Raw genomic sequence first — 11893 nt, forward strand, 5'->3', positions numbered from 1 at the left:
CCGGGTGACCGAGACGAGAGAGAGCAGGAGGGTCGACATGATCGCCCGAGAGCAGATCCACGCCGTGCTGGACCACCCCGTCTACGACGCCGAGGGCAAGAAGGTCGGCGAGGCGAAGCACATCTTCGTCGACGACGCGACCGGCCTGCCGGAATGGGTCACGGTGAAGACCGGCATGTTCGGCACCAGCGAATCCTTCGTCCCGATCAAGGACGCTTCCCTGGTCGACGACCACCTGGAGGTCCCGTACCCCAAGTCCACCATCAAGGACGCGCCCAACGTGGACGTGGACGCGGGTGGCCACCTCTCCGAGAACGAGGAGCACCGTCTCTTCGAGCACTACGGCATCGCCTGGGACGACGCCTGGCAGCAGGCCAACCGGCCCGGCGAGGGCGGATGGGCGCACTCCGGCACCGGTACCGGGACCGCGGCGGGGACCGGGACCACGGGCAATGCCGAGGGATACGTCGAGGGCGGCACCGCCGGACGCGCCGCGGGCAGGCGCGACGACGACGACGCGATGACCCGTTCCGAGGAGCGGATGCACGTCGGCGTCGAGCGCACCGAGGCCGGCCGGGTCAGGCTCCGCAAGTACGTGGTGACGGAAGAGGTCCAGCAGACCGTGCCCGTGCGCCACGAGGAGGTGCGGATCGAGCGCGAGCCGATCACGGACGCCAACCGCGACGAGGCCCTGTCCGGTCCGGAGCTCACCGAGGACGAGCACGAGGTCGTCCTCCACGAGGAGCGTCCCGTCGTGGAGACCCGGACCGTTCCGGTGGAGCGGGTGAGCCTGAAGGCGGACGAGGTCACGGAGGAGCAGACCGTGTCGGGCGAGGTCCGCAAGGAGGAGATCGAGGTCGAGGGCGTCGAGGGCGTCGACGACCCCGACGACCCGGGAACCCGCGGGCGGAAGCACTGACCGCGCGGTGACGTCCGGGCGCCTCCCCGCCCGCCGGGGCGGCGCCCGTCGGCACGGGAGCCCGCGCTCCCCGGCGTGACGGCGGCACCGTGCCACGCCGACGGCGGCCCGCCCCTTCGGGGGCGGGCCGCCGTTTCCGCGCGCCGTCTCCGGGCAGGCCGCTGCCGGCGTCTCCCGGAAGGCCGTGGTCAGCCGGTCCGCCGGGCCCCCGGCCGGGCCCGGAGGACGGCGTTCTTCCGGAGGCGGCCGGCCCGCCTCCGGAGCCCCGCGTCCCTGCCGAAGGCGACGCCCCCGCGGAGTCCCGCCCCGGTCCTGAGCTGGGCGCGGGAGATCCGGGCGCGCTGGCCGCCGCCCGCGATCAGGGCGTTGACGGAGGCCATCGGGTCCGCGCCGACCGAGCGGGCGAGCAGGGCACCGACCACCACCGGGCCGAGGGCCACCGCGAGGGCCGCGCCGGTGGCGGTGACGTGCTGGAGGGGGCGGGCGCGCCGGGCTTCGGAGGTCATGGTGACAGTCCAGCAGCGCGCGGACGGCGGCGTATCGGCCGGCGTACTCAGCCGCCCGTGCCGCACTACTCAGACGGGTCCGCGCGGAATCCCGGGGTCCCGCGCGGACTCCCCGCCGCACGTCCCGGGGCGGGGAGCCCGCGCCCGGCCCCGGGACGGGCGCGGGCGGCGGGCCCGGCGGTCCCTCCCGGCGTACCGTGGGCGGGCGACCGTACGAGCACGAAGGAGCCCCGCCGCCATGGCCGACTACCGGATCGAGACCGTCCGCACGGGATACCGGAACTGGACCGCGCGCAACGAGCGGGGAGCGGAGGTGCGGATGGCCGCCGCGGACGACGCCGGCGCACAGCCCTCCTTCACCCCCGTCGAACTGCTGCTCGCGGCGATGGGCGGGTGCGGGGGCCTGGTGATCGACCGGACCGCGCGGGCGGTGGACCACGACGACCTGCGGATCGTGGTGGAGTCGGTCTCCGGTCCCGAGGACGACGGCCGGGTGGGCCGGATCAGGGTCAGCTACGAGTTCGACCTGCCGGACGACGCCGGCCCGAAGGCGGCGGAGGTGTTCGCGCGCGGGGTGCGCCTGACGCACGAGAAGTTCTGCACGGTGAGCCGGACCGTGGAGCACGGCGCCCGGGTCGAGGCGGTCCTGCCGGACGGCACGGTCGGTTTCGAGGGCTGACGCCCGGACCCGTCGGGCCGGGCGGTCACTCCTCGATCGCGCCGCCGATCCGGCGCAGGTGCCGCCGGAAGGTGTACGAGGGGTCCTCGGCCCGGCCCGCCAGGTAGGCGTCGAAGCGGGTCTGGTCGCGCAGGGTCTCCCCCGCCCTGACGCGCCGGGCCTGTTCCCGTTCGGTGCGGAAGAGGGACCGCGCGGCCTCCAGGACCGCTCCGGCCCGGTCGGCGGCCACGAACAGCACCCCGTCGTCGTCGCCGAAGACCACGTCCTCCGGGGTCACCTCGTGCTGCCCGAACCGCGCGGAGCGCAGCGCGTCCGGCTCCCGGGGGTCGAGGCGTACGGGGCCGGGGGCGTGGCGCCCGTACGAGAAGACGGGCAGTCCGATCTCCACCAGGTCCGGGGTGTCGCGGTGCAGTCCCCAGACGACGATCCCGGCGACGCCCGCCGCCGCGGCCTCCAGGACGACGAGGTCCCCGACGCACGCCTCGTCGCGGCGGCCGGCGTTGTCGACGACGAGGACGTCCCCCGGCTCCGCGCGCGCGAACGCCTCCAGGAACACGTCCACGCTTCCGTGGTGCCGGGCGGGCAGCGCCCGTCCGGCGATCCGCTGTCCGTCGACGACCGGCAGCATCCCGGCGGGGGCGGCGCGCAGCGGTTCGCCGAGCCGTACGCAGGCGTCGGCGACCAGGGGCGTGGAGAGTTCGGCGAAGCCGGCGAGGTCCTTCAGCATCGGGCGTTCCGTTCCGTGACGGGTACGACGGGCCGTCCGCGATGCTAGCGGCCGGCGCCCCGGTCCGGGCGGTGTCGCGGGCGGCCCGGGGAGGACGGGGGCGCGGCCGGGGAGCGGAAGGCCCGTCAGGGGGTGTTCGCGGGCGCCGGTTCCTCGCGTGCGGCCCGGCGCGGAAGCAGCAGCGGGGTCGCGAGCAGCAGGACCCCCGCCAGGGCGATGGCCGTCCGGGGGCCGGCGAGCCCGGCGAGCACCCCCCACAGGGCGGTCAGGGCCGCGACGCTCGCCTTGCTCGTGACCGACCAGGCGGTCAGGGTGCGGACGACCCGGTCGGGCGCCGTCAGGTCGAGGCGGTGGGCGGCGAACACCGGGGTGAACACGCCGGTGCAGGCGATCAGCGCGAACTCGACGCCCATGACGAGCAGGAGTCCCGTGACGCCGGGGTGGACGAAGGCGAGGCCGACGGACCAGAACGCGCGCAGCGTGCCGGCGGCGAGCAGGACCCGGTGGCGGCCGAACCGCGCGACGAGCCGCCCGGCCAGGCGGGACCCGAGGAGACCTCCGAGACAGGGGACGGCGAAGGCGAGGCCGTACTGCCAGGGCGGGAACCCCAGCGGCCCCAGCATGAGGACGGCGAGCGGCGGGGCGGTGGCCATGATCAGGCCGCTGACGAGGACGGTGTGGAAGAAGAGAGGGCGCAGCACGGGGTCGGCGAGGATGTACCGCCATCCTTCGAGCAGGTCGCCGATGCCCGGCCGGGGCGGCTGCCCGGCGCCGGGCTCCGGCCCGGTCCGCCGCGCGGGTCCGGACGGCGGTCCGGCCCGCTGCCGTCCGATGCCGGGCGACGCGCCGCCGGCCCGCCCCCGTCCGTCCGTACGGCTCCGTTCCGGCCACGGCTCCTTCGCCCGGATCGCGCGGATGCCCAGCACCGAGAGGACGTAGCTCACCGCGTCGGCCACCACCGTCGCCATCGGGCCGAGCAGGGCGATCAGGCCGCCGCCGAGGGGCGGGCCCAGGACGGTGGCGGTCCAGTTCGTGGACTCCAGGCGTCCGTGGGCGACGATCAGGTCCTCCCGCCGTACGAGCCGCTTCAGGAAGGCTCCGGAGGCCGCGCCGAAGGTGATGTCGGCCGCGGCGACGACGGCGGAGACGACCAGGAGGTGGGGGAAGCCGAGCCGGCCGAGCCCGTACGCGGCGGCGACGCTCAGGAGGGCCGCGCACCGGACGAGGTCCGCCGCGACCATCACGGGCCGTTTGCGGTGGAACTCCACCCACGGGCCGAGCGGCAGCGCGACCGCCGCGCCCACGGCGGCCCCCAGCGCCGCCAGTGCCGCCACCTCGGCGGCGCTCCGGTGCAGCACCGTGATCGCGATCAGCGGGAAGGCGTCGAACGCGAGCCGGGTGCCCAGGGCGCTGGCCGTGTACGCCGTCCACAGCCACCCGAAGTCCCGCCCGAGGGACGCCCTCGCCATGCCCGTGCCCCTCTCCGCGGTCCGTCGTGCGGACGCGCGGCGGCGACCGCCATCGAAGCGGCTCCGGCGCACCCGGTCAAACCGCCGCCGGGACTCGCCGAGCGGGGCTCCGTCGCGGCGCGCTCGTTAGACTCGTGGGGCTCGTGCGGAGCGGCGGGTCCACGCGGAAAGGGGACGGGGATGGGGTGGGACGCCGGTGCCCTGGCGGGGGCGGCCCTCCTCGTGCTGCCCAGTCTGGGGCTCATCGCGGCCGGGGTGGCGTGGAAGGGCCGGGCCGCGCGTCCGTTCGCCGCCTCGCGGGCGCGTCGCTTCGCCCAGCGGGAGTACGCCCGGGACCTGCAGCGGGCGGCGGACCGGGTGATCGCGACGGCCCGCCGGTCCGCCGGCGAGGGCGAACCGGCGATCGTCACCGTGGAGGCCGTGGTGCGGACGGCCGAGGAGCACTACGGGCACTCCGGGGTGGAGCGCCGGCACGCGGCGGCCGCGCTGCGGCGCCGGTACGAGCACGGGCGGTGCGCCACCGACTGCGTGACCGACGCCTACGGCTGAACGCCCGCCCCGGGAAGGGGAAGCGCGGGCGGGGAGGACACGGCGGCGCCGGACGCCCGGGCCGCGTCCAGTTCGGCCCGGTCGGGCGGCTGGGCGCCGGCCCGGGAGACGGTCACGGCCGCCGCCGCCCCGGCCCGCGCGAGCAGTCCCTCCAGCTCCCCGGCGGAGAGGGCGCCGAGGGCCGCCCGGTCCCGTCCGGCCAGGGTGTCCAGGACGGCGGACATGAACGAGTCGCCCGCGCCGACGGTGTCGACGACGGCGACCGGGGGCGCCCCGGCGGCGACCGTGCGGTGCCGGGTGAGGGCGAGGGAACCGGCCGCGCCGCGGGTCACCAGGACGACGGCCGGGCCGAGGGTCAGCCAGCGGGCCGCGACGGCGGCCGGGTCCTCCTCCGGGTACAGCCAGGCCAGGTCCTCGTCGCTCGCCTTGACCAGGTCGGCGAGGGCGACGCAGCGCTCGACGCGGGCGACGGCCCCGTCGCGCTCCCCCATCAGGGCGGGCCGCACGTTGGGGTCGTAGCTGATCGTGGCCCGGTCGCGGAACCGCTCGGCCTCGGCGAGGACGGTGTCCGCGCCCGGGGCCACGACGGCGGCGACCGAACCGATGTGCACATGGGCGGGCGTCCCGCCGGGCGGTGTCCCGGTCTCCAGCGTCCAGGCGATGTCGAAGGCGTACGCGGGCCGGCCGTGCGCGTCAAGGCCGACGACCGCCGTCGGGGTGCGCGCGGGCGCGCCGCCGATCTCCACCCGTACGCCCGCGTCCTTCAGGCGGTCGCCGATCAGGCGCCCGGCGGGGTCGTCGGCGAGCTGGGTGAGCAGGGTGACGTCCCGGCCGAGCCGGGCGAGTCCGTACGCGACGTTGGCGGGGCTGCCGCCCGGATGGACGCGGTCGGCGGCGCCGGAACCCGCCGGGGCCCGGACGATGTCGGCGACGCACTCGCCGATCACCAGGAAGGACATGGACAGGGCTCCTTGACGTAGGGGTCCCGGGGCGGGCGTCCCGGGCACGGGTGTCCGGCGGCCGGGGCGTCCCGCGCGGCCGTCCGGTCCCCGCCGGGGAGGAGCCGGACGGGCGCGCGCCGGTTCCGCGTCGGAGGCCCATCATGACCGGTTCCCGGCCGCCGTCGCCGCCCGGGCGCGCGGGTACGTACGGAAGGGCCCCGGCACGGCGGACGGACGACGGCCCGGAGGAGGGGGCCGGCGGTCGGGGCTTGCGGCATCCGGGAGGAAGCCGGAGGGGCACCGCTCCGGCGTCCGGGGCCCCGGTGCCTCCGCTCCGGGGCCGACGCGTGCGGCTCAGGGCGTGCCCGGCCCGGGCGCCGACCGCCGCCGGTACAGCACCTGGTGGGCGTCCCACTCCACGAAGGACTCCGCGTGCCGCAGCCCGACGGCCTCCAGGAGGCGACGGGAGCGGTGGTTCGCCTCCTGGGTGACCGCGACCACGCTCGGCACGCGCTCCAGGGCCCGCGCGACGGCCGCGCCGACCGCCTCGCGCGCGTAGCCGCGCCCCCAGTGCTCGGGCAGGAACTGGTACGAGACCTCCGTCTCCCCGCCCCGGCCGCCGTCCGCCACCGTGACCAGGCCCAGCAGGACGCCGTCCTCGGGACGGACCACGGCGTGGAAGCCGGGCGCCCCGACGATCCGCCGCTGCCGGATGCGGATGACGGGTCCGGTGACGGGGCCTCCGAGGTGGCGCCGTACGTCCGGATCGGTCCACAGCCGCGTCACGGCCGGAAGGTCACCGCCGCGGACGGGCCGCAGCAGCAGCCGATCGGTGCGGAACGGTCGCCGTGCCGCCGGGACCGGGTCCTGGGCCGAGCTCGGAGAAGGAGGCATCGAACCATCCTCCCAGCCCCGGTCCGGGCGGCCGGGCCGGGTCCCGGGGGCCGGGGCGGACACGGTCACGGTCACGGTCGCGGTCGCGGTCGCGGTCGCGGTCGCGGTCGCGGAACCGGAACGGAGTGGCCCCGGGGTCGGAACGAGGGTGGCCCCGGGGCGGGGACGGACGCGGTCGCGGGGCCCGCCGTCCCCTCCGGAACCCCTCTCGCACACGCGTCCGCAGGTGGGTCGAGCCTTGTCCCACCCGTCCGGCGCCGACCGCCGCCCCCGCGCCCACCGGGCCTTTTCCGTCCGGAAGAGCCATTCCCCGCCAGGCCCCGCCACGCTCCGGCCGATAATCGCCGCGCCTTTGGCATATGCCAGGAGCACCACCGGATCGAGTGTTGCCAAATCCCTTACGAGCCGTCCGGGCCTGTGCCACAGTCGTACGCGGGCCGCCTCTTCCCCTCCGGCCGCGCCGCGCCTGTATCGGAGTACGACATGCCGTCCCCTCTGTTCGCGGACCGCCCCGCCCAGCCGCCGGCGCCGGGCGTGGTGGACGCGCTGATCTCGCAGACCCACCGCCTGCGCGGCGAGGTCGACGCCGTCCGCCGGGACGCCGTGGCGGACGAGGACGACCCCCGACAGCGGTGGCAGCGCGCCCTGTGCGACCTCGCGATGCACCAACTGGACGACTTGGGAGCCCAGCTGGGGCAGTTACGGGCGGGCGTCCCGGTGGAGGGCCCCCCCGGGAGGGAACCCGGGGAAGGAGCCGGGACCGACACCGGGACCGTCCCCGGCACGGCCTTCACGACCGCTCCCGGTTCCGCGTACGGCCGGACGGCCCCGGCGCCCACCGGTTCCCTGCTCTCCCGGGTCGGCAGCGCCGAGTGGAACCTGCTCACCGACGAGGTCAGCTGGTCCGAGGAGCTGTACCGGATCTTCGGCCGCACCCGGGAGAACGGTCCGTTGTCCCTGGACGAGATGCCCACGATGGTCCTCCCCGAGGACCAGGCCGCCCTCCAGACGCTGGTGACGGACTGTCTGATCGACGGGAGGCCGATCGACGGGGAGTTCCGGATCGTGCGCACGGACGGACGGGTGCGCACCGTGCACATGACCGGTGAGCCCGTCCTCGACGCCGGTGGCTGCACCGCCTCCATGTGGGCCGTCCTGCGCGACGTCAGCGAACTGCGGCGCAGCGAAAGGGCGCTCGGAGAGAGCCGGGACGGCCTGGAGCGCAGCCGCCACGCCGAACGCGCCGAGCGCCGGATCGCCGTCGAACTCCAGGAGGCGGTCCTCCCGCCGTGGCGCGGCTCGCTCCGCTTCGCCCACGACGGCCCGGCCCCGCTCGACGTGGCCGCGCACCACCTTCCGGCCGCCCGCGCCGGACTGCTCGGCGGCGACTGGTACGACGCGCTGGCCCTGCCGGACGGGAACGCCCTGCTGACCGTCGGAGACCTGACCGGTCACGGGGTCGCCGCGACCTCCTCGATGGCGATGCTCCTCGGCGCGCTGCGCGGCATGGCCGTCGCCGGCATCCGCCCCGCCGCCCTGATGGGCCACCTCAACCGGCTCCTCGACGCCTCCGCGCGGCCCGCGCTCGGCAGCGCGCTGTGCTGCCGGTACGACCCCGTCGCCCGGACCCTGACCTGGGCGCAGGCCGGCCACCCCGCCCCGCTGCTCTTCCGCGACGGGACGGGGCACGTCCTCCGGCGGCCCGAGGGCGTCCTCCTCGGGGCGACGGGCGGCGTCGTGTACGACGAGGCCGAGACCCTGCTGCTCCCGGGCGACCTCCTCGTCCTGCACACCGGCGGACTGGCCCGCGACGACGCGGACGACGGTACGGGCACACGACGGCTCCTCGCCCTCGGCCCCCGGCTCACCGGGGCGCGGGACGCGCAGGAGGGCGTGCGCGTGGTGGTCGAGGAGTTCGGCGAGGAGTCGCGCGAGGACGACGCCCGCGTGATGGTGGTCCGGGTCGGCGGCTGAAGCCGTGCGGGCCGGGCGCGCACGCGCCGGTCCTGACCTCCCGCGGTCCTTCTTCCGTCCTTCCCGTCCGCCGCTCCCCCTGCCCCGTCCTCCGCCGCCCCTTCCGGGGCGGGGGCGGTCAGGCCCGCCCCGTCCTCGGGCGGTTGGAGGGCGACCGGGACAGAGCCGTCTCGATCTCCTCGCGCAGGGCGTCGGTCCTGGCGTAGTCGGCGTACTGGCCGGTGAGCCGGTACATCTCCCGCAGCCGGTCCCAGGTCCGGTGGGAGGAGGTCTCCCCCATGGACGTGAGGGCGAGCCGGGCGTACCGGTCGGCCTGCTCCGGGTCGTCGGCGATGAAGCAGGCCGAGGCCAGGGAGATGTGGTCGAAGAGCTTCGACCGCTCGTGCCCCTTGCTCCGCAGTTCGAGCGCCAGCTTGGCGTGGCGCTGGGCGGGGATCGCGGCGGCCGGATCGTGCTCGGCCAGGGTGCGGTAGGCGAGGGCCTCCATGCCGTGCAGGTCGGCCTCGTCGAAGTTCTGCATCCAGTCCGGCGTCGCCTCGTCGCGCCGGTCCGACACGAACAGGTCCTCCGCCTCGCCGAGGGTGCGGCGCATGGCCTGCCCCCGGCCCATCGACGCCTGCGCCCACGCCTCGATGGTGTGGAACATGGCCCGGGTCCTGGGCAGCAGCCCTTCGCCCGAACCCGTCCTGGCGAGCTTCATCAGGTCGAGGGCCTCGTCGGGCCGGCCCAGGTGCACCATCTGGCGCGCGGCCCGGGACAGCGCCTCTCCGGCCCGGGGCCGGTCACCGCTCTCGCGGGCCGCGTGGGCCGCGATGACGAAGTACTTCTGCGCCGTGGGTTCGAGACCGACGTCGTGGGACATCCAGCCCGCGAGGACGGCGAGGTTGGCGGCGACGCCCCACAGGCGCCGCTGGAGGTGGTCGGCGTGACGGTAGGCGAGCATGCCGCCCACCTCGTTGAGCTGGCCCACCACGGCCTTGCGCTGGAGGCCGCCGCCCCGGGAGGCGTCCCAGGCGCGGAAGACCTGCACCGAGTGCTCCAGGGCGTCGATCTCCTCCGCCCCGACGGGAGCTGCCTCGTAGCGGTCGAACCCGGCGGGATCGGCGTGGAGGGGATCGGTGGCACGCGGAGCCGCACCCGGTCGGGCGGGGTCGGTCTGCAGCCAGTCGTGCATGGCGTTGCTGAGTACGGAGCCGGCGGCAAGCGCGGCACCCGCGCCCACCAGGCCGCGTCGGTTGAGCATGAGGTCCATTCCCGTGAATTCGGTGAGGACCGCCGCCGTACGGTCGGGTGGCCAGGGCAACTGGTCAGGGTTCTCCGCCTTCCTGACGTCCTGCCGTCTCCCGGCGCTCCCGTGTCGTACGAACCCGAGGTCCTCGATGGTCACGACACGGCCGAGTCGCTCGGTGAACAGTGCTGCCAGCACCCGGGGGACGGGATCGCGCGGGGTCTCGCCCCGGTCGATCCACCGCCGTACCCGCGAGGTGTCGGTCGCCAGCTGGGGGTGGCCCATGGCCGCCGCCTGCCGGTTGACGAGTCTCGCGAGTTCGCCCTTGGACCAGCCGGCCAGGCCGAACAGGTCCGCCAGGCGGGTGTTGGTTTCTCCGGTCACGTCTGAGCCCCCAGGTTCTCGGCTGAATCGACAGTAACCCCCTGTCATGGGGGTGGCGACTATTCGCCAGGGTTCGCCAGGGTGCGCCCGATGTTCCGCCACCCGCGCCCGGGTGTCGGGTAGGAACGCGCCACCCCGTCCCGTCGACCGGACCTCATTCCCCAGGGTGCGGACCGGGGGCGGGCGGGGCGACGCACGCAACTCGTCGGCACACGAAGGGATCTGTCACCCATGTACACAGCATCGTCCTCCGTGTCCGCTCCGCCCCGGCCGCAGTCCCGTGTCGTTCCGGCGGGTGCCGGGCCGTACCTGGTCCCCGCCCCCCAGGCCGTCCGGCCGAGGCGCTGGACCGGTGGCACCGGCACCCAGCCGGTCAGCGGGAGGATCGACCTGTCCGGCCCCCAGGGGGCACGGCTGAAGACGGCCATCGCCTCGGTCCACCGCATCTGCCCCGACTTCAAGCCGGTGCAGGTGCTGCGGCGCAGCGGCCGTTCCGTGCTGATCGTCGGGACGACCGGACGGACCACGGCGGTCGCCAAGTGTTTACTGGACCCCTCCCCGGCCTGGGTCGAGCGGTTCCGGCACGAAATAGCTTCCTACCGCACCTTCGTCCGGCACCGTCCGCCGGTGCGCGTGCCCCGGCTGATCGCCGCGGACCCGGAGCACTGCACGCTGGTGATCGAGCGGATGCCCGGACGCGCGGCGGCCCTTTCGCGTCACCCCGCCGAGGCCCCGCCCCGCGCCGACGTGCGGGCCGTGCTCGACGCGGTCACCCGGCTCAACGCCTGGCGGCCGCCGGCCGGCACCTTCGACGCCCCGCTGGACTACGGCACCCGGATCGCCCGCTACCACGAACTCGGCCTCTTCACCGACCGGGACCGGGACGACCTGCAGGCGCTGCTGCACGGCCTGGCGCAGACGGGCGGCCGCCAGGAGGTGGGGCAGTTCTGCCACGGCGACGCCCTGCTCTCCAACATCCTGCTCTCCCCGACCGGGCCGGTCCTCGTCGACTGGGAGCACGCGGGCTGGTACCTGCCCGGGTACGACCTGGCGACCCTGTGGGCGGTGCTCGGTGACGCGCCCCTGGTCCGGCGCCGGATCAGTCAGCACGCCCAGCGGGCGGGCACGGCCTCCCGGGACGCCTTCCTGGTGAACCTGATGATCGTGCTGACGCGGGAGATCCGTACCTACGAGACGGCGGTGCAGCGCACCATCAAGGAGGCCCCACCGGCCGGAACCGTGCCGGTGCCCTCGGGGAGGCTCGCGCCCGGCGAGGAACAGCGGCTGCTGCTCAGGCGGTTGCACGACGACTGCGCCATGGCACGGCGGGCCGTGCGCGCGGCGGTCGGGACGCGCTGAAGGGCGGGTCCGGCCGGCCCCCTCGGGGGCGGTGCGCCGTGTCCCGGTGCCGACACACCGGGACACGGCGCGCCGGTTCCTCCGCCCGTCACCACCCCTCCGTCCCCTCTCCAATGGTCCACTCCAGTGACGGGCCCCAGGCCCGGGGCCCGTCTCCGCGAAACTCCGCCGACCGGCCTCCACCCTCACCCTGACGTGCGAACTTCCTCGCGGGCGAGCGTGATTGACGGATCGTCCGGGAGCCGATACCCCTGTACGGGTCCG

11 protein-coding genes are annotated in these 11893 nt (G+C 75.8%); 5 read left to right on the plus strand and 6 right to left on the minus strand.

Annotated features, from left to right (window positions below; genetic code table 11):
* The first annotated feature begins 37 nt into the window (after positions 1-37).
* Positions 38-919, plus strand: a complete 882-nt coding sequence (locus ACFYZY_RS05020) for a DUF2382 domain-containing protein (protein WP_388689591.1) — start codon at positions 38-40, stop codon at positions 917-919.
* Positions 920-1107: 188 nt separating this feature from the next.
* On the opposite strand, the gene ACFYZY_RS05025 is transcribed toward ACFYZY_RS05020, so the two are convergent.
* Positions 1108-1425 (minus strand): hypothetical protein, encoded by a 318-nt coding sequence (locus ACFYZY_RS05025; RefSeq protein WP_388689593.1) that lies wholly within the window; start codon positions 1423-1425, stop codon positions 1108-1110.
* Between the two features lie 238 nt (positions 1426-1663).
* Between ACFYZY_RS05025 and ACFYZY_RS05030 the strand changes: the two genes are divergently transcribed.
* Positions 1664-2104 (plus strand): OsmC family protein, encoded by a 441-nt coding sequence (locus tag ACFYZY_RS05030; RefSeq protein WP_388689595.1) that lies wholly within the window; start codon positions 1664-1666, stop codon positions 2102-2104.
* A 25-nt stretch (positions 2105-2129) separates the two neighbouring features.
* Here the strand turns inward: ACFYZY_RS05030 and ACFYZY_RS05035 are convergent, their stop codons facing one another.
* Together ACFYZY_RS05035 and ACFYZY_RS05040 are read right to left on the minus strand one after the other, a co-directional pair.
* The gene (locus tag ACFYZY_RS05035) at positions 2130-2831 is read right to left on the minus strand and encodes an RraA family protein (protein ID WP_388689597.1); all 702 of its coding nucleotides are present in this window, start codon (positions 2829-2831) and stop codon (positions 2130-2132) included.
* 125 nt (positions 2832-2956) lie between these two features.
* Positions 2957-4300, minus strand: coding sequence for an MFS transporter (locus tag ACFYZY_RS05040; RefSeq protein WP_388689598.1), 1344 nt, complete (start codon positions 4298-4300; stop codon positions 2957-2959).
* 180 nt (positions 4301-4480) lie between these two features.
* On the opposite strand from ACFYZY_RS05040, the gene ACFYZY_RS05045 reads away from it, so the two are divergent.
* Positions 4481-4849 (plus strand): hypothetical protein, encoded by a 369-nt coding sequence (locus tag ACFYZY_RS05045; protein ID WP_388689600.1) that lies wholly within the window; start codon positions 4481-4483, stop codon positions 4847-4849.
* Here ACFYZY_RS05045 and ACFYZY_RS05050 read toward each other — a convergent pair.
* Complete coding sequence (locus ACFYZY_RS05050) at positions 4840-5808, minus strand: carbohydrate kinase (protein ID WP_388689601.1); 969 nt, start codon at positions 5806-5808, stop codon at positions 4840-4842. The two genes, ACFYZY_RS05045 and ACFYZY_RS05050, sit on opposite strands and share 10 nt — an antisense overlap.
* Before the next feature lie 336 nt (positions 5809-6144).
* Positions 6145-6684 (minus strand): GNAT family N-acetyltransferase, encoded by a 540-nt coding sequence (locus ACFYZY_RS05055; protein WP_388689603.1) that lies wholly within the window; start codon positions 6682-6684, stop codon positions 6145-6147.
* A gap of 483 nt (positions 6685-7167) precedes the next feature.
* On the opposite strand from ACFYZY_RS05055, the gene ACFYZY_RS05060 reads away from it, so the two are divergent.
* Positions 7168-8658: a PP2C family protein-serine/threonine phosphatase gene (locus ACFYZY_RS05060; RefSeq protein WP_388689605.1), complete on the plus strand. Its 1491-nt coding sequence runs from the start codon at positions 7168-7170 to the stop codon at positions 8656-8658.
* Positions 8659-8776: 118 nt separating this feature from the next.
* Here the strand turns inward: ACFYZY_RS05060 and ACFYZY_RS05065 are convergent, their stop codons facing one another.
* Positions 8777-10270 carry a hypothetical protein gene (locus ACFYZY_RS05065; protein WP_388689607.1) on the minus strand — a complete coding sequence of 498 codons (1494 nt, stop codon included), beginning with the start codon at positions 10268-10270 and terminating at the stop codon, positions 8777-8779.
* A gap of 231 nt (positions 10271-10501) precedes the next feature.
* Here ACFYZY_RS05065 and ACFYZY_RS05070 point away from each other — a divergent pair, with 231 nt between their 5' ends.
* Positions 10502-11629, plus strand: coding sequence for an aminoglycoside phosphotransferase family protein (locus ACFYZY_RS05070; RefSeq protein ID WP_388689608.1), 1128 nt, complete (start codon positions 10502-10504; stop codon positions 11627-11629).
* Positions 11630-11893 lie beyond the last annotated feature (264 nt).

This window comes from Streptomyces sp. NPDC001744 (assembly GCF_042892575.1).
Lineage (GTDB): Bacteria > Actinomycetota > Actinomycetes > Streptomycetales > Streptomycetaceae > Streptomyces.

Coding starts and splice junctions, on each gene's coding strand:
- ACFYZY_RS05040 (WP_388689598.1), bottom strand. CDS start 4,300: ATGGCGAGGGCGTCCCTCGGGCGGGACTTCGGGTGGCTGTGGACGGCG.
- ACFYZY_RS05060 (WP_388689605.1), top strand. CDS start 7,168: ATGCCGTCCCCTCTGTTCGCGGACCGCCCCGCCCAGCCGCCGGCGCCG.
- ACFYZY_RS05070 (WP_388689608.1), top strand. CDS start 10,502: ATGTACACAGCATCGTCCTCCGTGTCCGCTCCGCCCCGGCCGCAGTCC.
- ACFYZY_RS05050 (WP_388689601.1), bottom strand. CDS start 5,808: ATGTCCTTCCTGGTGATCGGCGAGTGCGTCGCCGACATCGTCCGGGCC.
- ACFYZY_RS05030 (WP_388689595.1), top strand. CDS start 1,664: ATGGCCGACTACCGGATCGAGACCGTCCGCACGGGATACCGGAACTGG.
- ACFYZY_RS05035 (WP_388689597.1), bottom strand. CDS start 2,831: ATGCTGAAGGACCTCGCCGGCTTCGCCGAACTCTCCACGCCCCTGGTC.
- ACFYZY_RS05055 (WP_388689603.1), bottom strand. CDS start 6,684: ATGCCTCCTTCTCCGAGCTCGGCCCAGGACCCGGTCCCGGCGGCACGG.
- ACFYZY_RS05020 (WP_388689591.1), top strand. CDS start 38: ATGATCGCCCGAGAGCAGATCCACGCCGTGCTGGACCACCCCGTCTAC.
- ACFYZY_RS05045 (WP_388689600.1), top strand. CDS start 4,481: ATGGGGTGGGACGCCGGTGCCCTGGCGGGGGCGGCCCTCCTCGTGCTG.
- ACFYZY_RS05025 (WP_388689593.1), bottom strand. CDS start 1,425: ATGACCTCCGAAGCCCGGCGCGCCCGCCCCCTCCAGCACGTCACCGCC.